Source organism: Thermus sp. NMX2.A1, from assembly GCF_000511705.1.
Classification (GTDB): domain Bacteria; phylum Deinococcota; class Deinococci; order Deinococcales; family Thermaceae; genus Thermus; species Thermus scotoductus.
In genome coordinates, this window is sequence record NZ_ATNI01000012.1 from 1 (window position 1) to 18,489 (window position 18,489).

At 65.4% G+C, this 18,489-nt stretch carries 19 protein-coding genes and 1 other RNA gene; 17 read left to right on the forward strand and 3 right to left on the reverse strand.

The window, feature by feature from the left end; translation table 11 throughout:
• Positions 1–15 precede the first annotated feature (15 nt).
• The 17 genes from rnpB to ruvC all read left to right on the forward strand — a co-directional run bounded on the left by rnpB (position 16) and on the right by ruvC (position 15,165).
• Positions 16–384, forward strand: an RNA gene (gene rnpB / locus TNMX_RS12360) — RNase P RNA component class A.
• A 186-nt stretch (positions 385–570) separates the two neighbouring features.
• Positions 571–1,005 (forward strand): division/cell wall cluster transcriptional repressor MraZ, encoded by a 435-nt coding sequence (mraZ, locus tag TNMX_RS00390; protein WP_038028266.1) that lies wholly within the window; start codon positions 571–573, stop codon positions 1,003–1,005.
• A gap of 6 nt (positions 1,006–1,011) precedes the next feature.
• Entirely contained in the window at positions 1,012–1,872 is an 861-nt protein-coding gene (gene rsmH / locus TNMX_RS00395; protein ID WP_038028268.1) for a 16S rRNA (cytosine(1402)-N(4))-methyltransferase RsmH, read from the forward strand.
• A complete protein-coding gene (locus tag TNMX_RS00400) occupies positions 1,872–2,135 on the forward strand; it encodes a hypothetical protein (protein ID WP_038028278.1) in 264 nt (87 codons plus the stop codon). The genes rsmH and TNMX_RS00400 overlap by 1 nt, the downstream gene beginning before the upstream one ends.
• Positions 2,132–3,451 (forward strand): penicillin-binding protein 2, encoded by a 1,320-nt coding sequence (locus TNMX_RS00405; RefSeq protein WP_038028280.1) that lies wholly within the window; start codon positions 2,132–2,134, stop codon positions 3,449–3,451. Before TNMX_RS00400 ends, TNMX_RS00405 begins: the two co-directional genes overlap by 4 nt.
• Positions 3,435–4,745: a UDP-N-acetylmuramoyl-tripeptide--D-alanyl-D-alanine ligase gene (murF, locus tag TNMX_RS00410; protein WP_172640094.1), complete on the forward strand. Its 1,311-nt coding sequence runs from the start codon at positions 3,435–3,437 to the stop codon at positions 4,743–4,745. Before TNMX_RS00405 ends, murF begins: the two co-directional genes overlap by 17 nt.
• Entirely contained in the window at positions 4,733–5,440 is a 708-nt protein-coding gene (locus TNMX_RS00415) for a hypothetical protein (protein ID WP_038028284.1), read from the forward strand. The genes murF and TNMX_RS00415 overlap by 13 nt, the downstream gene beginning before the upstream one ends.
• Positions 5,431–6,288 (forward strand): phospho-N-acetylmuramoyl-pentapeptide-transferase, encoded by an 858-nt coding sequence (locus TNMX_RS00420; RefSeq protein WP_038028286.1) that lies wholly within the window; start codon positions 5,431–5,433, stop codon positions 6,286–6,288. The genes TNMX_RS00415 and TNMX_RS00420 overlap by 10 nt, the downstream gene beginning before the upstream one ends.
• Complete coding sequence (gene murD, locus TNMX_RS00425; RefSeq protein ID WP_038028289.1) at positions 6,285–7,538, forward strand: UDP-N-acetylmuramoyl-L-alanine--D-glutamate ligase; 1,254 nt, start codon at positions 6,285–6,287, stop codon at positions 7,536–7,538. Before TNMX_RS00420 ends, murD begins: the two co-directional genes overlap by 4 nt.
• The gene (locus TNMX_RS00430) at positions 7,517–8,575 is read left to right on the forward strand and encodes an FtsW/RodA/SpoVE family cell cycle protein (RefSeq protein WP_038028291.1); all 1,059 of its coding nucleotides are present in this window, start codon (positions 7,517–7,519) and stop codon (positions 8,573–8,575) included. Before murD ends, TNMX_RS00430 begins: the two co-directional genes overlap by 22 nt.
• A complete protein-coding gene (locus tag TNMX_RS00435) occupies positions 8,563–9,582 on the forward strand; it encodes a glycosyltransferase (protein WP_015717337.1) in 1,020 nt (339 codons plus the stop codon). The genes TNMX_RS00430 and TNMX_RS00435 overlap by 13 nt, the downstream gene beginning before the upstream one ends.
• Entirely contained in the window at positions 9,579–10,919 is a 1,341-nt protein-coding gene (gene murC / locus TNMX_RS00440) for a UDP-N-acetylmuramate--L-alanine ligase (protein WP_038028295.1), read from the forward strand. Before TNMX_RS00435 ends, murC begins: the two co-directional genes overlap by 4 nt.
• The gene (locus tag TNMX_RS00445) at positions 10,909–11,706 is read left to right on the forward strand and encodes a UDP-N-acetylmuramate dehydrogenase (protein ID WP_015717339.1); all 798 of its coding nucleotides are present in this window, start codon (positions 10,909–10,911) and stop codon (positions 11,704–11,706) included. Before murC ends, TNMX_RS00445 begins: the two co-directional genes overlap by 11 nt.
• Positions 11,707–11,739: 33 nt before the next feature.
• The gene (locus tag TNMX_RS00450) at positions 11,740–12,324 is read left to right on the forward strand and encodes an FtsQ-type POTRA domain-containing protein (RefSeq protein ID WP_019551130.1); all 585 of its coding nucleotides are present in this window, start codon (positions 11,740–11,742) and stop codon (positions 12,322–12,324) included.
• Positions 12,321–13,565: a cell division protein FtsA gene (gene ftsA / locus TNMX_RS00455; RefSeq protein ID WP_015717341.1), complete on the forward strand. Its 1,245-nt coding sequence runs from the start codon at positions 12,321–12,323 to the stop codon at positions 13,563–13,565. The genes TNMX_RS00450 and ftsA overlap by 4 nt, the downstream gene beginning before the upstream one ends.
• A gap of 31 nt (positions 13,566–13,596) precedes the next feature.
• Complete coding sequence (ftsZ, locus tag TNMX_RS00460) at positions 13,597–14,652, forward strand: cell division protein FtsZ (RefSeq protein WP_019551132.1); 1,056 nt, start codon at positions 13,597–13,599, stop codon at positions 14,650–14,652.
• A 12-nt stretch (positions 14,653–14,664) separates the two neighbouring features.
• Positions 14,665–15,165: a crossover junction endodeoxyribonuclease RuvC gene (gene ruvC, locus TNMX_RS00465; protein ID WP_038028308.1), complete on the forward strand. Its 501-nt coding sequence runs from the start codon at positions 14,665–14,667 to the stop codon at positions 15,163–15,165.
• 138 nt (positions 15,166–15,303) lie between these two features.
• Here ruvC and TNMX_RS00470 read toward each other — a convergent pair whose 3' ends face one another.
• Genes TNMX_RS00470 through TNMX_RS00480 form a run of 3 tightly spaced genes read right to left on the reverse strand, consistent with a single transcriptional unit; the run spans position 15,304 to position 18,451 of the window.
• Entirely contained in the window at positions 15,304–15,933 is a 630-nt protein-coding gene (locus TNMX_RS00470; protein ID WP_038028310.1) for a response regulator transcription factor, read from the reverse strand.
• Complete coding sequence (locus tag TNMX_RS00475; protein WP_015717345.1) at positions 15,930–17,618, reverse strand: histidine kinase; 1,689 nt, start codon at positions 17,616–17,618, stop codon at positions 15,930–15,932. The genes TNMX_RS00470 and TNMX_RS00475 overlap by 4 nt, the downstream gene beginning before the upstream one ends.
• Positions 17,615–18,451, reverse strand: a complete 837-nt coding sequence (locus tag TNMX_RS00480; RefSeq protein WP_148228656.1) for a PhnD/SsuA/transferrin family substrate-binding protein — start codon at positions 18,449–18,451, stop codon at positions 17,615–17,617. The genes TNMX_RS00475 and TNMX_RS00480 overlap by 4 nt, the downstream gene beginning before the upstream one ends.
• Positions 18,452–18,489: the final 38 nt, after the last annotated feature.

Sequence of the window (18,489 nt, forward strand, 5' to 3'; positions counted from 1 at the left end):
GAATAAAGAATGCCCCAGGACAGGGGGGCGGTCGCGCCCGGGAGCCGAACCTCCCGGGTGAGGAAAGTCCGGGCACCATAGGGCAGGGTGCCAGCTAACAGCTGGGCGGGGTAACCCGACGGAAAGTGCCACAGAGAAAAGACCGCCAGCGGCCAGGCCAAGGCCTGGTGCGGGCAAGGGTGAAACGGTGGGGTAAGAGCCCACCGCGCCTCCTGGAAACAGGGGCGGCACGGCAAACCCCACCCGGTGCAAGGCCCAGTAGAGGGGAAGGGCTTGCCCGGCCCGCCACAACCCCTGGGATGGGCCGCTTGAGGCCGGCGGCGACGCCGGTCCCAGAGAGATGACCGCCGAAAACAGAACCCGGCTTACGCCCTATCCTGGGGCTCCCCAAGCTTCGGCTTGGGGTTTTTCTTTGCATCCGGGGTGGGAACCAAGTGGGACCTAGGTGGGAGGTAGTGGAAAACTGTGGGGAATCCGTGCTATATTCCTGGGCAAGAACTCCTCTGCGGGTAAGGCTCCAAACCGGACGCCCAAGCCCAGCCAGCCCCAGAGGGTGGGACCAGGTGGGAAATGCCCTTCGGCGAGTATCAGTACAGCCTGGACGACAAGGGGCGGGTGGTGATCCCCGGCCCCTTCCGGGATTTCCTCGAGGACGGCCTGGTGCTCACCCGCGGAATGGAGGGCTGCCTCTACGTCTTTCCCTCGGACCGCTGGCGCAAGATTGAGGAGCAGCTGGTCAACCTCCCCCTCACCGACGCCCAGGCCCGGGCCTTCGTGCGCTTCTTCTACTCCGGGGCCCACAAAACCCGCATGGACAACGCCTCCCGGGTCCTGATTCCCCCACCCCTCCGCCAGTTCGCTGGTCTTCAGGAAGGTGGGGAGGTGGTGATCGCCGGCGCCCCGGGACGGCTGGAGATCTGGAGCCAGGAACGCTGGTGGAAGACCATTGAGGAGATCATGCAAAACCCCCCGGCCCCCGAGGCCCTCAAGGGGCTTATCGGATAGGAGACTATGGACGCCATTACCGAGCACATTCCCGTTCTTTACGAAGAAGTTCTAAACCTCCTGCAAGTCCGCCCGGGGCAGGTGTACGTGGACGCCACCTTGGGGGGGGCTGGACACTCCAAGGGCATCCTGGAACGCGGAGGCCTGGTCATCGGCCTGGACCAGGACCCCGAGGCCGTGGCCAGGGCAAGGGCCCTGGGACTCCCTGGGCTTAGGGTTTTTCAGCGGAACTTTCGCCATCTAAAGGAAGTCCTCCAGGAGGCCGGGGTTAGCCAGGTGGCGGGCATCCTGGCGGATCTAGGGGTGAGCAGCTTCCACCTGGAGGATCCCAAGCGGGGCTTCAGCTACCAGAGGGAAGGCCCCCTGGACATGCGCATGGGGGAGGAGGGCCCCACCGCCTACGAGGTGGTGAACACCCTTCCCTTGGAAGACCTCCGGCGGATCCTGTTGGACCTGGGGGAGGAGAAGCAGGCCCATCGCATCGCCAAGGCCATCGTGGAGAGAAGGCAGAAAGCCCCCATCCGCACCACCCTGGAGCTGGCCGAGGTGGTGCGGCGGGCGGTGGGCTTCCGGAAAGCAGGACACCCCGCCCGTAAAACCTTCCAGGCCATCCGGATGTACGTGAACAACGAGCTGGGTGCCCTGGAGGAGTTCCTCAGGCAAGCCGAGGAGGTTTTGGCCCCTGGAGGAAGGCTTCTGGTCATCACCTTCCACTCCCTGGAAGACCGGGTGGTGAAGCGCTACCTGAAGGAAAGCCGCCTCAAGGTACTCACCAAAAAGCCCATCACCCCAAGCCCAGAGGAGGTAGCGAGGAACCCCAGGTCCCGTAGCGCCAAGCTCAGGGCGGCGGAGAAGGAGGTGGCCTGATGCACCGCCAGGGAAGCCTGGGCACAACCTTTCGCTTCGGCCTCCTCTACCTCTTAGCCCTTCTCTTGGTCTTCGCCGTGGGCCACCGCAACCAAATGGAGAAGGCGCACCTGGCCAAGATGGAGGCGGAGCTCGCCAGGTTAAAAGCCCGGGAGGAAGCCTTGCTCAAGGAGAGGTGGCAGGCCACCGAGCCCCACCGGGTGCTCTCCTGGGCCAAGGAAAAGGGGTTCGTGCCCATGAGCCAAGGGAGGTGGGCGGAGTGACCGTAGGGGTAAGCCGGGTCTCCTGGGTTTTTCTGGGGTTCGCCCTCTGGGTAGCCCTCTTCGGCTTGGGCCTTTACAGCCTGATCGCCCGCCCTCCAAGGCTCTCCGCTCCCTTGCCTCCCGCCGCTCCCCCTCGAGGCACCCTGTATGCCCAGGATGGCACCCCCTTGGCCCTGGACCTCGAGGAAGGGCGCTACTACCCCCTGGGAAAAAGCGCCAGCCAGCTCCTGGGCTTCGGGGAACGGGGCACGGGGAAGGGGCTTGAGGGGCTGGAGCGGGATTTGAACGGGGCCCTGGAGGCAGGCCGCTCCTTCACCCTCACCCTGGACCCCTGGATCCAGGCCCTGGCGGAGAGGGCCCTCTGGGAGGGCCTGGCGCGAAGCCGGGGAGCCTTTGGCACCCTGCTGGTCATGGACCGGGAGGGCAACCTCAAGGCCGTGGCCAACGGGCCAGCCTTTGATCCCCTAGCCCCCAGGGGGGATCCCAACCGGGACATCTCCTGGCGGAACCACGCCTTTCTGGTACCCCTGGAGCCCGGCTCCACCATGAAGGCCCTCACCGCCGCCATGCTCATAGAGGAAGGAGCGGCCAGCCTCACCACCCGCGTGGAAGCCCCCATGCAGAGAGTGGTGGACGAATGGACCATCCGGGATGTGATTCCCCACCCTTCCGTCCTCACCTTGGCCGAGGTGCTTCGCTATTCCTCTAACGTGGGCATCAGCCTGCTGGCCGAGGCCCTGCCCAAACAGGTGTTTTACCGTTATATGGAACGTCTACACCTCACCGATCCCACCCCCCTGCCCGGGGTCAGGGTGGCTAGCCCAGTCGTTACCCCTCCCCGTACCTGGAGCCCCGCCGCCTACGCCAACCACACCTTCGGCCAGGGTTTCCTTATCACTCCCCTTCACCTCACCGCTGCCTTCAACACCCTGGTGGACGGCCTCTACCGCCCACCCAGGCTCTTCGCCCAGCAAGAAGGCCAGCCTGAGCGGGTCTTCTCCCCCGCCACCGCCAGGGCCATCCGCCAGGCCCTTCAGGAAGGCCTTGCTCCCCGTGCCTCCCTGGCAGGGTACCCCTTGGCCGGCAAGACGGGAACCGCCCAGGTGGTGGTAAACGGAAGGTATTCCCAGGAGGTCTTCACCGCTTGGTTCGCCGGCTTCGTGCCCGGGGATGAACCCCTCTACACCGTGGTGGTGGCCGTCCACCATCCCAAAGGGGAGATCCACGGTAGCCTGGTGGCCGCCCCCATCTTCCGGGAGGTGGCCGCCGGACTCTTGGCGTACCGGGGCGTACCCCCCTATGCTGAAGGGCGGTGAGTGGCTTGTGTATCTTCATCATGTTAGGGAAGTAACGCCGGAGTGGGTGGCCAGGGCCACCGGGGGAAGGCTTCACCCCGGGGGGAAACCCGTGCGCGACCTCCACTGGGATAGCCGCGAGACCACCCCTGGCAGCCTCTTCGTGGCCTTGCCCGGGAAACGGGTCCATGGACGGGAGTATGTGGACGAAGCCCGGGCCAAAGGAGCCCACCTGGTCCTCTCCGACCGTCCGGGACCCGCCACGGTGGAGGTGGCGGACACGCACCAGGCCCTTCTCCACCTGGGAAGGGCCTTGCGGGAGCTTTTCCGCGGCCAGGTGGTGGCGGTGGGAGGCAGCTCGGGCAAAACCACCACCAAGGAAGCCCTGGCCCAAGGCCTGGGGTTCCCCGCTCCCCCCGGCAACCAGAACACGGCCCCGCCTCTTGCCCGCTTTCTCCTGAGGCTGGATCCCCAGGCCCCGGGCTGCGTGGTGGAGCTCGGGGTGGATCGGGTGGGCGAGATGGCCGAGCTCATGGGCCTGGCCAGGCCGCACCTTGCGGTGCTTACCGCCTTGGGGGAGGAACACCTGGAAGCCTTTGGCAGCCTCCAGGGAGTGGTGGAGGAGGAAGCAGGCCTGCTGTCCGCCCCCCAGGCCCTGGTGAGCCTCCAGGCAGCGGAGGTCCTGGAGCGCTTTGGCCTGGGCCGGGGCCTCCCCACTTACGGCTTTGGCGAGGCCACCTTCCGGGGAGAGGACCTGAGGCTTCTCCTTCACGAAAGCCGCTTCCGCTACGGGGCCCTCGAGGTCCATATCCCCTACCCCGGCATGGGCCCGGCCCTGGCCGCCTTGGCCGCCTTGGGGGTGGCGGAGATGCTGGGCCAGGATCCCAAGGAAGTGGCGGAGAGGCTAGCCCACCTGGTGCTTCCCCCGGGGCGGATGGAGCGGCGGGAAAAGGATGGGGTGGTGTTCTTGAACGACGCGTACAACGCCAACCCCCTTTCGGTGAAAGCGGGCCTGGCCTGGCTGGCCCTGCAACCCGGCAGGAAGTGGGTGGTCCTGGGGGAGATGCGGGAACTGGGGGAGGAAGCCCTAAGGCTTCACCTGGAAGTGGCCCAGGAAGCAGCCCGGCTGGGCCTTAAGCCCCTGTACCTGGGCCCCTACGCCAAGGCCCAGGCCTCCTTAGGCGGGGAAGCAGCAGAGAGCCTCGAGGAAGCCGTAGGTTGGCTCAAGGAACGGGTTCAGCCTGGGGACCTGGTCTACCTGAAGGCCTCGAGGAGCGTGGGCCTGGAAAGGATTCTGGAGCTATGGGACGCCTGAACGCCCTGCCCCTTCTCGCCCTCCTCAGCGCCTGTGCTCCCCTCCAGGCCACTGCCCCTGTGCTTCCCTACCCAGGCGGCTTCGCCGAGGGAGGGTGGGTGACGGGCCGCTTCTTTGTGGCCCTGCCAGGGGCTCCCCTCTTGCTGGATGCTGACCAGCAAAGCCTCTATGCCGCCTATCCGTACCAGCTTCTCATCTACCGGGATGGTCTTTGGCAAAGCCTTTCCCTGCCGGGCATCCCACGATTTCTTAGGGCCTCTTCAGGGAAAGTGGTGGTGGGGCTAGGAGAAGGCGTGTACACGGAGGAAGGACTTCTCCCCTACCCTGCCCGGGACGCCGCCTGGAGCCAAGAAGGGCTCTTCTGGGTAGGAGAAAAGGGGCTTTACCGGGAAGCCACCCTTCTCCGCCCGGGGGCTTTCTCCCAGGTGGTGGCCTTGGACACCGGGGTGGTGGCCCTGGGCCAGGAAGCCTACTTCTACCCGGAAGGCCTCCTCCTCCCCCTGCCCCACGTTGTCCGCAAAGCCCAGGCCGGGGCCTGCGGGGTGGTGGCCCTCATGGAGGGCTGGGTCTACTTGGTGCGGCCCGAGGGAGCCAAACCGGTGGCGGAGGCCCAGGACTTTGCCGCCTGGGGAGAAACCCTCTACCTCATCCCGGGCAGGCGGGTGATTTCCTGCAAGGAGGTGGTATGGCCCTAGCCCTTCTCCTCTCCTGGTTCCTCACCGCAGTCTGGATCGTGTTCATGAGAAGCCTGGGCCTGGGCAAAAAGGTGCGTACCGACGGACCCCAAAGCCACCTGGCCAAGCAGGGTACCCCCAGCATGGGAGGTGTGGCCTTCCTCCTGGCAGGCTTTCTGGCCTACAGCCTGATAGGGCGGGACGGGTTCGCCGGCCTTTGGCTCCTGGGCCTGGGCTTCGCCCTCCTGGGGCTTTTGGACGACCTGGGGGGAAGCCTCGCCCGGCCCTTAAGGGCCCGCGAGAAACTCGCCCTGCAGACCCTCATGGCCCTGATCTTTGCCCTTTGGGCGGTGCGGGAGGTGGCCTACACTCCCTGGCCCCTTGCGGATGTGCTCCTCATCCTCCTGGCGGTGGTGGGCGCGGCCAATGCCTTCAACTTCACGGATGGTCTGGATGGGCTTTTAGCCAGCATCGCCGCCGTGCTCCTCCTTCCCTTTTACCCTTACCCCTTTGCCCAAACCCTCCTGGGCGCCCTCCTGGGATTCCTCTGGCACAACGCCCCCCGGGCCAAGGTCTTCATGGGGGACACGGGAAGCCAGGCCCTGGGGGCCATGCTGGCCGGGCTTTTCACCCTTACGGGAAAGCTTTGGCTTCTGCCCTTGGCAGGCATCATACCCGTACTGGAGGTGCTTTCCGTGGTGGTTCAAGTCCTCTACTTCCGGAGGACGGGGAAGCGCCTTCTGCGCATGAGCCCCCTGCACCACCACCTGGAGCTTTCCGGATGGGAAGAAAGCAAGATCGTCTTCCGCTTCACCGTCCTCACCGCCTTGGCCACGGCCTTGGCCTTCAGCCTGGGGGGAGGAGCATGATCCTGGTCTATGGGCTGGGACGAAGCGGACTTGGGGTTCTGCGCTTCTTGAGGAAGCGGGGACTTCCCGCCCGCTTCTACGACGACCATTCCAAGGAAATAGAGGTGCAGGAGGCTTTGAGCCTGGGCTTTACTCCGGACTGGAACCTGGAGGGGGACTACCCGGAGGTGGTGGCCGCCCCTGGGGTACCCTTTTTCCACCCCCACCTCGAGGCCCTGAAGGCCCGCGGGGCCCTGATCCTTGGGGAGGCCGAGCTGGCCTACCGCCTCTCCTCCACCCCCATCATCGGCATCACCGGCACCGCCGGCAAAACCTCCACCACCCTCTTCACCGCCCATCTCCTTAGGGGGCAGGGGCTTAAGGCCCTGGAAGGGGGCAACGTGGATCCCCCCTTGGTAAGCGTGGTGGACGAGGCTGAGGTGGCGGTGGCCGAGCTTTCCAGCTTCCAGCTGGAAAGGATCCACGTCTTCCGCCCCCGGGTGGCAATTCTCCTCAACCTGGGGGTGGACCACCTGGACCGGCACGGGAGCGTGGAGGCCTACCACCAGGCCAAGTTGAACCTCCTCAAGAACCTCACCCCCGAGGACGCCCTGGTATACAACGAAGGGGACCCCAAGGTGCGGCAGGTGGCCCTGGCCTCCCCTGCCCGGCTCTATCCCTTTACTCCGGGAAACTCTCCCAGGGAAACCAACCTGAGGGCGGCCCTCGAGGCGACCCGAGCCTACCTGGAACTCCTGGGCCGCCCCTTGAACACCGATCTTCTTCAAGAAAGCTTAAAAACCCTCCCCTCCCCTCCCCATCGCTTCCAGATCTTTGCCCGGAAGGGGGAGGTGGTTTTCATCGATGATTCCATCGCCACCCGCACTCCCTCGGTGGCCGCTGCCCTGGAGGCCGCCCCGGCCCCCATCGCCTGGATCCTGGGCGGGGAGGACAAGGGAGCCGACCTCGAGGCCCTACGCCCTCTCCTTTCCCGGGTACGGGTGGTTTTGGCCATCGGCCGGGATGGCCCCAAGATGGCCGAGGCCTTAGGGGGTGGGGTGGAGGTGGTGGTCCTCCCCCAGACCGATGGGCGGGCCGCCCTACGGCAGGCGGTGGCCGAGGCCTTAAAGCGCCTGGAACGGGGAAGCGTCCTCCTGGCTCCCCTGGCCGCCAGCTTCGATCAGTTCAGGGACTACCAGGACCGCGCCCAAGCCTTCCGGGAAGCGGTCTACGCCCTAGGAGGTGAGCCATGGATCCCATCCTCCTCCTAAGCGCCCTTCTCCTCATGGCCTTCGGCCTCCTGGGGGTGGGGGTGGCCGAGCCAACCCTCCTTCCCCACCATCTCCTTCGCATCAGCGTGGCGCTTGGGGCCATGATCCTGGGCCTTCTCCTGCCTCCCGCAAGGCTCCTTCGCCACGCCCGCTTCCTGCTTGCCGCCACCTTCGTTCTCCTCGCGTTGGTCCTCATGGTGGGAAGCGGCCCGGGAGGGGTGCGGCGGTGGTTTTACCTGGGGCCCTTAGCCTTCCAACCCTCGGAACTCGCCAAGGTGGTGCTGGTTTATTACCTGGCTTCCTTCGTGGGGCGGAAGGGAAACGACTACCCCATCGTGGGGGCCGCAGCCCTGGTGGGCCTCACCGCAGGGTTGGTGCTGGTGGAACCCGACTTCGCCACCGCTCTCTTCCTGGTGACCCTGGCCGGCCTCCTCTTCATCCTGGCGGGGGTACCCTGGCGGAGGCTCATCATGGTGAGCCTGGCAGGGACCATGGTCCTAGCCCCCTTTTCCGGGATCTACTTCGCCCGCTTCCGCTATGTGTCCGAGCGCTTTACGGGCTTTGTGGATTACCTTCAAGGTGAAGCCAGCCCCTCCCAGACCGCCTACCAGGTTCTCCAGGCCCAGAAGGCCTTGATCCTGGCCGGTCCCCTTGGCCAGGGTCCTTCGGGCAACCTGCCGCACCTGCCCGAGGCCCACAACGACATGGTCTTTGCCAGTGTGGTCTTCGCCACCGGATGGCTGGGAGGGTTCATGGTGCTCTTGCTCTATTTTCTGATCTTCGCCCGGGGACTCGCCTTGGCCCTCAGGCTCCCTGGACCCTTGGGGTTGGTGGCCCTGGGCCTTACCCTTTACCTCACCCTGCAGGCTGCTTTGAACATCGGGGTGACCGTGGGATTCCTGCCGGTCACGGGGGTACCCCTTCCCCTGGTTTCCTATGGGGGAAGCTCCCTTTTGGTTTCCGGCTTCGCCGTGGGCGCCCTGATGCGCCTGGCCCGGGAAGCGTCCAGGAAGGGGGTGGAGCCATGGTCCTCCTGACTGGGGGCGGAACCGGGGGGCACCTTTTTCCCGCCTTGGCGGTGGCGGAGGAGCTCAGGAAGCGGGGCCTCGAGGTCTTCTACCTGGGAAGCCAAGGGGGCCTCGAGGCCCGCCTCCTCCCCGAGACCTCCATTCCCCACGCCTTGATCCCCGCAGGCAAGCTGGACCGGAGTGCCTTCAAACCAAAGGAAGCCCAGAAACTCCTCCTAGGCCTTAGGGCCGCCTGGCGCCTTCTTGTTGGGACAAGGCCCAGGGCCATCCTCTCCACGGGAGGGTATGCCGGGTTTCCCGGGGCCATGGTGGGGGAACTCAAGGGGATTCCCGTCCTCCTCCACGAGCAAAACGCCAAGCTGGGTCTGGCCATAAGGCTCCTCGCCCCCATGGCCCGGGGTCTCGCCCTCTCCGTGCCGGTAACCCTTTCCCCTGGGCTTGCCCGCAAGGCCCGGGTCACCGGTTACCCCGTGCGGGAGGTACGCTACCCCAAGGCCGAGGCCAAGGCCAGGCTGGGCTTCCCCCCGGACAAGCCCTTGCTCCTCATTCTCGGGGGAAGCCAGGGCAGCCTGGAACTCAACGAGAAGCTCCCTCCCCTGCTGAAACCCCTACGCCTCCCTGTCCTTCACCAGGTGGGGGAGCGCTGGCTGGAACGCTACCGGCATCTGGAGGAAGAGGACTACCGGGTTGCGGGGTTCGTGGACGCCCCCCTGGCCATGAGCGCCGCGGATCTCCTCCTCGCCCGGGCCGGGGCGGGCACCCTGGCGGAAGCCGCCTACCACCGCCTCCCCGCCTTGCTGTTTCCCCTTTCCCCCAGCCTGGACGGAGGTGCCCAGGCGGCCAACGCCCAAGCCTACCGGCAGGCAGGCGGAGCGGAGCTTGGGGATCTGGCGAGGCTTGCCAAGCAGGTGGAAGGGATCCTGGCCCACCCCGAGCCCTACCGGGAGGGTATGGCCCGCCTTTCCCCTGAGGGCGCCGCGGGCAGGCTGGCGGATTGGCTGGAGGAATTCCTATGACACGGGTACACATCATGGGCCTCGAGGGAGTGGGCATGAGCGCCTTGGCCCGCCTCCTACTGGGAGCAGGAATAGAGGTAACCGGGTGCGACCTAACCCCTGGCCGGCGGGCGGAAAGCCTGGGGGTCCCGGTCCATAGGGGCCATGATCCCGCCCATCTCCAGGAGGAGGACACCCTGGTGGTTCCCACCCCCATCCCCCTGGACCACCCCGAGGTGGAGGAAGCCAGGCGCAAGGGGATGCGGGTGCTGAGGAGGATGGAGCTTCTTGCCCATCTGTTAAGGCAAAGACCCTCCTTGGGGGTTACCGGTACCCACGGCAAGACCACCACCACGGGGATGCTGGCCAGCATCCTCCTGGCCGCGGGCCTGGATCCCTGGGTGCTCCTCGGGGGCGAGCTTTCCCTCCTACCTGGAAACGCCCGCTTCGGCCTCGGCCCCCGCCTGGCGGAGGTGGACGAGTCCGATCCCCTCTTCCAGGAGGTGGAGGTGGCGGTGGCGGTGGCCACCAACCTCGAGGCGGACCACATCGCCCCCGCCGGGCAAAGGGCCCCCAACTACCACGCGAGCCTGGAGGAGTTGGAAAAATCCATGCGGGGCTTTTTGAGCAGGGCCAAGACGGTGGTGGTGCCCACCTTCGACCCCAGGCTTCTAAGGCTTTCCCAGGGACTCCCCCGGAAGCTTTTCGGGGAGGGAGGGGACCTTTGGGCCGAGGAAACCGAGCTTGGACCCACGGGAAGCCGTTTCCAACTCGTGTACCAGGGCAGGACCCTGGGGGAGGCCAGGCTCCAGGTCCCGGGCGCCCACAACGTGCAAAACGCCCTGGCTGCCGCCTTAGCCGCCCTAAGCTTCGGGGTGGAACCCAAGGCCATCCTCGAGGGCCTGGCCCGTTTCCCGGGGGTGGGGCGCCGGTTCCAAAAAATCGGGGAAGTGCGGGGTGCGTGGGTGGTGGACGATTACGCCCACCACCCCACGGAGGTGAAGGCCACCCTGGCCACCGCCAAGCTCCTGGGCCGCCGGGTTCGGGTGCTCTTCCAGCCCCACCGCCTCCTCCGTACCCAGGAGCTTTGGGAAGGCTTTGCCGAGGCCCTAGCCTCCGCACACGAGGTGGTGGTTCTTCCCGTGTACACCGCAGGGGAAAAGGCGGGTATCTCCCCCGAAGCCCTTTCCCGAAGGATCGCCGAACGGCTTCTGGCCCTGGGAAAACCTGCCCGTTTTCTCGACAAGGAGGAGGCCTTGGCCTACGCCAGGGCCTCCGCCGCCCCAGAGGACCTCTGGCTCACCCTGGGGGCCGGGGACGTGACGGAGCTCGCCTGGAGGCTCGTCCATGAGGGTTGAGCGGGTGCTTCTCAAGGACTACACCACCTTAGGGGTGGGAGGCCCGGCGGAGCTTTGGACCGTGGAAACCCAGGAGGACCTCCTTAAGGCCACGGAGGCTCCTTACCGGGTCCTGGGAAATGGCTCCAACCTTCTGGTAATGGACGAGGGGGTGCCCGAAAGGGTGATCCGCCTTGCAGGAGAGTTCGCCACCTATGACCTAAGGGGCTGGGTGGGAGCGGGGGTCCTCCTTCCCCTCTTGGTACAGGAGGCTGCCCGCCAAGGGCTTTCCGGCCTCGAGGGCCTCCTCGGCATCCCCGCCCAGGTGGGAGGTGCGGTCAAGATGAATGCGGGCACCCGGTTTGGGGAGATGGCGGATGCCCTCGAGGCGGTGGAGATCTTCCACGAGGGCCGTTTTCACATCTACCTCCCCCAGGAACTGGGCTTCGGCTACCGCCAAAGCCGCCTCCCCCCCGGGGGCATCGTGACCCGGGTCCGCCTGAAGCTGAAAGAGCGCCCCCTGGAGGAGATAAGGCGGCGCATGGCCGAGGTGGACGCCGCCAGGAAGGGCCAGCCCAAGCGGAAAAGCGCCGGCTGCGCCTTCAAAAACCCCCCGGGCCACTCTGCTGGAAGACTCATAGACGAACGGGGCCTCAAGGGCCTCAGGGTGGGCGACGCCATGGTATCCGTAGAACATGGAAACTTTATCGTTAATCTGGGACAGGCCACGGCCAAGGACGTGCTGGAACTCCTAAAGCGGATCCAGGAAGAACTTCCCCTGGAGCTGGAGTGGGAGGTGTGGCCTTGAGGTTTAGTGGCTTTTTCACAGGAGGAGATTAAGATGTGGGGGATGAGGCTTCTGCTGGCCTTGCTCCTCGCCGCCACCTTATATGTGGCCAGCCTGGTGCTCTTCCCCGTGGAACACATCGTGGTGATGGGCAACCAGCATCTGAAAACCGAGGAGATCCTCGCCCGCACCCAGCTCTATGCGGGTGAGCCCTGGCTTTGGATTCGCTCCGACCGCCTCCAAGGCCTTCGGCGGGATCCCTGGGTGGCGGAAGCCCGGCTGGAGAAGCCCCGAGTAGGAGAGGTTCGCCTGATCCTGAGGGAACGGGAGCCCTTCCTGCCCCTGGCGGACGGCAACGCCTTGGCCACCGACGGGACCGTGCTTCCCGGAGGGGCCCCCATGGCCAAGGGCCCCCGGGTGGAGGGCGAAGGTCCCCTACCGGTCCAAGACCTCCTGGCCTTAGCCCGCGCCTACCCCGAGGCCACCCGGCTTCGCTACACGCCCGCCGGGTTCTGGGTGGAAACACCCCAGGGCGTGGCCTTTGCTCCGGAAGCCCAGCTTCTAGTAAAGTATGCCCAGGCGGGCGTACCAAAGGGCAGGGTTTACCTGTATTCTTGGGGGGTGAGTGTAAGCCCATGATTATCGCTGGATTGGACGTCGGCACCAGCAAGGTCACCACCGTGATCGGGGAACTGGCCCCCGATGGCGTGCTGGATATCATCGGCGAGGGCAACGTGCCCTCCCAGGGCTTGAAGCGGGGCGTGGTGGTCAACCTGGAGCGCACCACGGAGGCCATCCGCCAAAGCGTCCACCAGGCGGAGAGGGTGGCCGGGGTGAAGGTGGAGCGGGTCATCCTGGGGGTGGGAGGACCCCATCTCAAAAGCGTGACCAGCCACGGCCTGGCCGCCATCCGCCGGGGTCAGAGCATCAGCGCCGCCGACGTGGAGCGGGCCATCGAGCAGGCCAAGGCCTACCCCTTTGATGCCGACCTGGAGCTCCTACACGCCCTGCCTCTGGAGTTCAAGGTGGACGGCCAGGAGGGCATCCGCGATCCCGTGGGCATGGCGGGAGTGCGCCTCGAGGTGGACGTGCACTTGGTGGCCGCAGGCCGTGGGCCTTTGGCCAACCTGCGCCGGGCGGTGGGGGAAGCGGGTCTGGAGATCGAGGCCCTGGTGGCCCAACCCCTGGCCAGCGGTCTCGGTGTGCTGTCCCCCGAGGAGGAACACATGACCGTGCTCCTCCTGGACGTGGGTGGAGGCACCACCGAGGTGGCGGTCTTCCGGGAAGGCCGTCTGGCCCACTCCTCCGTTCTGCCCTTGGGTGGGGACCACGTAACCCAAGACATCGCCCAGCTCCTCAAGATCCCCTTCGAGGAGGCGGAAAGGGTGAAGCGCAAGTACGGGGCGGCCTTGCCGGAACTGGCGGATCCCGAGCTGGTTCTGGAGATCAACCAGGAAGGAGGGTCCTTGGGCGAGGTGCCTGCCCCCGAGCTCGCCCGCATCATCCGCCCCCGCCTGCGGGAGATCCTGCACCTGGCCCGTCAGTCGGTGGACGAGGCCCTAGGACCCTTGGAGATCAAGGTCAATCGGGTCATCCTCACCGGGGGAAGCGCCCTTCTTAAGGGCTTTGACCTCCTGGCAAGGCAGCAGTACAGCCTTCCCGTGCGGGTGGGTAAGCCTCATGGGGTTTCCGGGCTCACCGACGTGGTGGCCACCCCCGCCCACGCCACCGCCGTGGGCTTGGTCCGGTACGCCACCACCTTGCCCCTCACCGCACCCGAGCCCCGGAGGGCCCGGGAAAGAAGGGAACGGCGTGAGGAAAAGGCTAAGGGTGAGGGTCTTTGGGCGAGGATCAAGGAGATTCTGAATAACCTGTTCTAGTTCTGGATCTATTTGGGGAGAGGAGGCAGAGATGGAGGGAGCGGTTATCAAGGTCATCGGTCTCGGGGGAGCGGGGAACAACGCGGTGAACCGCATGATTGAGGCGGGGCTTTTGGGGGTGGAGTTCATCGCCGCCAACACCGACGCCCAGGTGCTGGCCAAGAGCCTGGCCGACCAGCGCATCCAGCTTGGGGAGAAGCTCACCCGGGGCCTTGGGGCCGGGGCCAACCCCGAGATCGGGGAGAAGGCGGCCCTCGAGGCCGAGGACCTCATCGCCGAAGCCTTGGACGGGGCCGACCTGGTCTTTATCACCGCCGGCATGGGGGGAGGTACCGGAACGGGAAGCGCCCCGGTGGTGGCGGATATCGCCAAGCGGCTTGGAGCCCTCACCGTGGCCGTGGTGACCCGCCCCTTCAGCTTCGAAGGCCCGAAACGCCTCAAGGCGGCGGAAGAGGGTATCAAGCGCCTTAAGGAGCGGGTGGACGCCATGGTGGTGGTGCAAAACGACCGCCTCCTCTCTGCCGTGGACAAGAAGGTAAGCCTCAAGGATGCCTTCCTCATCGCCGACCGGGTCCTCTACCACGGGGTCAAGGGCATCACCGACGTCATCAATCTCCCGGGCCTCATCAACGTGGACTTCGCCGACGTGAAAACCCTTTTGGAGGGGGCAGGCCAGGTGCTCATGGGCATCGGGGCGGGACGGGGGGAAAACCGGGTGGAGGAAGCCGCCAAGACCGCCACCCACAGCCCCCTCCTGGAACGCTCCATTGAGGGAGCCAAGCGGCTTCTCCTCAACGTGGTGGGCTCCGAGGACCTCTCCCTTATGGAGGCGGCGGAGGTGGTGGAGCGGGTGCGGGAGGCCACGGGCAACGAGGATGTGGACATCCTCTACGGGGTCACCTACGATGAACGGGCCCAGGATGAACTGCGGGTGATCCTCATCGCCGCAGGCTTCGGGGAAAGCACCGTGGTGCCCAAGCCGCTTAGGCCCGTGGACTTCCCGACCCACGCCGATCCCTATAACTTCGACATCCCCGCCTTTATCCGCTATGGGGATGCGGACTACCCCCCTAGAAAGGGAAACTAGGAACCTCGAGGCATGTTGGTTTTGGGCATAGACCCCGGCATCACCCACCTGGGCCTGGGGGTGGTGGAGGTGGAGCCCAAGGGCACCCTAAAAGCCCACCTCCTCCACGGGGAGGTGGTGAGGACCTCCCACAAGGAACCCGCCCAGGAACGGGTGGGGCGCATCCACGCCCGGGTAAAGGAGGCCCTTGCCCGCTTCCACCCCGAGGCCCTGGCGGTGGAGGAGCAGTTCTTCTACCGGCAGAACGAACTGGCCTACAAGGTGGGCTGGGCCCTGGGGGCGGTGCTGGTGGCGGCCTTTGAGGCCGGGGTTCCCGTTTACGCCTACGGCCCCATGCAGGTGAAGCAGGCCCTGGCCGGGCACGGGCACGCCGGTAAGGAAGAGGTGGCCTTGATGGTCCGGGGCATCCTGGGTTTGAAGGAGGCTCCCAAGCCCAGCCACCTGGCCGATGCCCTGGCCATCGCCTTGACCCACGCCTTTTACGCCAAAATGCAAGCCGCCAAACCCCTCTAGCCTCCCATGGCCGCTTCATCGGAGAGGAGGCCAAGAGGTGCTTGCAAGAGCCGCCGCTTCGGGCAGAAGCTGGGTTGTCGCCGCCAGCATGCCGTCACCCACATCGCAGGGTAGATACGCATAAAGCAAACCCTTGGGTTAGCCCCGTAGCCAACCCCTCTTGACCGCATATCTCAGAAGGTCGCTGCGGCTTTTCAGCCCCAGCTTCTCCATACCCCGCTCCCGGTAAGTGGCCACGGTTTTTTCCGATATGGAAAGGTGCTCCGCCACCTCCTTGTGGGAAAGACCCTTGGCCAAAAGGCGAAGTACCTCCTCCTCCCGCGGGGAGAGGGGTTCTTCTTCCCCTTCCTCTCGGACGATCTCCATGGCCAGGCGCATGGCCAGGGCCGGATTCAGGTACCGTTCCCCCCGGGCTAGGGCCAAAACCGCATCCAAGAGCTCCTGATCCACCGCTGCCTTGCTCACGTAACCCTGGCCTCCCGCTTGCAGGAAACCCCGCACATACTCCAGGTCCTCGTGCATGGAAAGGGCGAGAAGCCTAAGCTTGGGAAAGCGCTCCCGCAGGGTGCGGCAGAGTTCAATCCCCGTGCAGTCGGGAAGGGAAACGTCCAGTATGGCCACATCCGCCTCCACGGCCTCTAGCAGGGCCAAGGCCTCCTGCCCGGTACCCACTTCCCCCACCACCTGGATGGGCCCTCGAGCCTCTAGAAGATGCCGTAGCCCCGACCGCACCAACCCATGGTCCTCCACCAGCACCACCCGGATCACCCCGGCACCTCCAAGGGAAGCCGTACTTGGATACGGGTACCCTCCCCGAGAGCGCTCTCCAGAATAAGTCTACCTCCCACCAGCTCCACCCGCTCCCGCATGCCCAATAGCCCCTGATGCCCTAGACCCACCGACCTGGGATCAAAACCCCTGCCTTCGTCCTCCACGAAAACCCTTACCTCCCTGTCCATCTCCAGCACCCCTACCGCCGCCCTGGGGCTACCGGAATGGCGGGCCACGTTGGTCAAGGCCTCCTGAACCACACGGTAAATGACGATTTCCAGCTCAGGGGAAAGGGAACTGCGCAGGTGGAAGGAAAGATCCACCTCAATTCCCGTACGCTCACTGAACTCCCGCACATACCGGCGTAAGGCCGCCTCCAGACCCAGGTGATCCAAAACGCTTGGTCGGAGATCCAAGGCCAGCCGCCTCACCTCCGCAAGGGTGTGGCGAGCAAGCTCCTTTAGGGCCAGGGCCTTCTCCCCCGCAAAGCCCTCGAGGCCCAGGATAAGACCGGTAAGGGCCTGGCCTACCTCGTCATGGAGCTCCCGGGCGATGCGTTTCCGCTCTTCCTCCTGGGTCCTTAGCCAAGCCCTTAATAGCTCCGCCCGCTGCCTGTCCTTCTCCTCCAAAAGCTCGTAAAGCCGGGCGTTTTCCAAAGCGGTGGAAAGGGGCCCAGAAAGAGCGCTCAATAATCCCTGCAGCCAAATCGGCTCCACCTTGGGTTGACCATAGAGCACAAGGGCTCCCCCGGGGGGCACGGGTACCGCCAAGATCCCGTCCGTGCCCACCGGGTGCCCCAGCCTCCAGGCCTCTTCGACAAAACGCCTAACCTCACCCAGCGGACATGCTCCCCGATCACCCAGTTGCTTGACCACCTGCTCCTCCAACCAAAACTCCCCGCAGGTAAAGGAGAGTTCACGCACCAATAGAGAAAGAACCCTTTCCAGGAGCTCCTCCACTCGGAGGGCATGGCTTTCCGCCAGGATTCGGTTGAGAAGGATGAGCTCCCGATGCCGCCTTCTCACCTCCTCTCCCATACGGTTCAGGGCCCGGCCCAGCAAACCCAGCTCACCCCCAGGCTCGGGGAAACGGACCATCTCACCCCTACCCAGGCGCGCTGCCCCTTCCGCCATTTGGTAGAGGGGCTCGAGGGACCGGGTAAGCAGGAAATATCCAAGGCCCACCCCCAACCCCACCGCCCAAAGGAGGCCAAAAAACCCCGTTCGCACCACCCGCCCCACCTCAGCCCACAGAGGAGCCTGGTATAACCCGAGACGCACCCATCCCGCCTCCCCGCTATAGATGGGAGCCTCGGCCTGGTAAACCACCTGCCCCCCCAACCGCAACACCCCTTCCCCACCCAGGGAAACCAGGGCCTGGGGAACTCCTTCCGCCAAGGTGTGGGCCACCACCTGCCCTTGGGAATCCAGGACATAGGCATAGGCAAAGCCCGGGTATCTCTCCCGAGCAAGGTCAAGCTTCTGCCGGACAGCAAGCAGGTCGCGCAGAAGAACATCGTCAGTGACCAAGGCCGCCAGATCCCGGGCACCAAGCCGCACCTCCTGCCACAAGGCCCTTTCTCCTTCCGCATAAAGGAAGGCACTCCCTCCCAGGATCAAGACCCCACCGGTAGCCGTGGCCGCCAGGAGCACGGTGAGGAAGAGCTGGACGCTGAGCCTCATGGCAAGACTTCCTTGGCCCTAAGGTAGACGCCCCGGTACGACTGGGCCTCCGCCCTGCGGAATCCCCTAAGCCCAAGCGCCCGTAACGCCTTTTTCCCCTCCTCCGTGGCCGCATACCGCAGGAGGGACTCCACCCAGCGCTCCCTTTCCACCGGGGAAAGCCCCACGGGAACCACCACGGGCGGTGCGGGGTCCTCGGGGCCCTGGGCCAGCACCCTAAGACCGCCCAAGCCTAGGGCTTCATAGACCACCCGGTCCACCGCAGCCCCTTCCGCCAGGCCCTGCAAGACCGCCCTGAGGGCCCGGTCATGGCCGTAGGTGAAAAAGGCCCGCTGGAAGAAATCCTCGCCCAATCCCGAAGCCAGGATTCTCGGCCATGCGTGGCCGGTATTGGATAGAGGGTCGGTAAAGGCAAAGGGCAACCCCTTAAGGTCCCGTAAAGAGGTGTAAGGGGCCTCCTCCCGAACCACAACGACGCTTTGGTAGGGGAACAGGGTTTCACTTTCCAGAACGGGCTCCAGGAAACCCTCCTCCACCCCCAAGCCTGCGGCCAACGTACATAAAAACCCCAACTGGGCCTCCCCCTTGCGCAGGACCTCGAGGACCTCCGCATAGGTACGCCGTCCGAATACCTCCACTCTGACTCCCAAAGCTTTTCCCCAACCCTGCAGGAAAACCCGGTAAGGCTCTTGCTCTTGGGGTGAGCGCATCCCAGCCACCACCACCCGCACCTCCGCCTCCTGGACCTCCAGGGCGTAAGGAGGACTTAGGGGCACATCGGGAATCGCATGGCATCCCGCAAGCAACAGGAGTCCCAACCCGACTGGCCTCACCCACCCCAGAATAGAAGGGACTAAAGGGTATAGATGTC

Bases quoted from the DNA above. Each gene is read 5' to 3' on its own strand.
- murF (WP_172640094.1), top strand. From the start codon at position 3,435: ATGCTGAAGGGCGGTGAGTGGCTTGTGTATCTTCATCATGTTAGGGAA.
- TNMX_RS00420 (WP_038028286.1), top strand. From the start codon at position 5,431: ATGGCCCTAGCCCTTCTCCTCTCCTGGTTCCTCACCGCAGTCTGGATC.
- TNMX_RS00435 (WP_015717337.1), top strand. From the start codon at position 8,563: ATGGTCCTCCTGACTGGGGGCGGAACCGGGGGGCACCTTTTTCCCGCC.
- rsmH (WP_038028268.1), top strand. From the start codon at position 1,012: ATGGACGCCATTACCGAGCACATTCCCGTTCTTTACGAAGAAGTTCTA.
- TNMX_RS00415 (WP_038028284.1), top strand. From the start codon at position 4,733: ATGGGACGCCTGAACGCCCTGCCCCTTCTCGCCCTCCTCAGCGCCTGT.
- TNMX_RS00430 (WP_038028291.1), top strand. From the start codon at position 7,517: ATGGATCCCATCCTCCTCCTAAGCGCCCTTCTCCTCATGGCCTTCGGC.
- ftsA (WP_015717341.1), top strand. From the start codon at position 12,321: ATGATTATCGCTGGATTGGACGTCGGCACCAGCAAGGTCACCACCGTG.
- TNMX_RS00400 (WP_038028278.1), top strand. From the start codon at position 1,872: ATGCACCGCCAGGGAAGCCTGGGCACAACCTTTCGCTTCGGCCTCCTC.
- TNMX_RS00450 (WP_019551130.1), top strand. From the start codon at position 11,740: ATGTGGGGGATGAGGCTTCTGCTGGCCTTGCTCCTCGCCGCCACCTTA.
- ruvC (WP_038028308.1), top strand. From the start codon at position 14,665: ATGTTGGTTTTGGGCATAGACCCCGGCATCACCCACCTGGGCCTGGGG.
- mraZ (WP_038028266.1), top strand. From the start codon at position 571: ATGCCCTTCGGCGAGTATCAGTACAGCCTGGACGACAAGGGGCGGGTG.
- murD (WP_038028289.1), top strand. From the start codon at position 6,285: ATGATCCTGGTCTATGGGCTGGGACGAAGCGGACTTGGGGTTCTGCGC.
- TNMX_RS00445 (WP_015717339.1), top strand. From the start codon at position 10,909: ATGAGGGTTGAGCGGGTGCTTCTCAAGGACTACACCACCTTAGGGGTG.
- ftsZ (WP_019551132.1), top strand. From the start codon at position 13,597: ATGGAGGGAGCGGTTATCAAGGTCATCGGTCTCGGGGGAGCGGGGAAC.
- murC (WP_038028295.1), top strand. From the start codon at position 9,579: ATGACACGGGTACACATCATGGGCCTCGAGGGAGTGGGCATGAGCGCC.
- TNMX_RS00475 (WP_015717345.1), bottom strand. From the start codon at position 17,618: ATGAGGCTCAGCGTCCAGCTCTTCCTCACCGTGCTCCTGGCGGCCACG.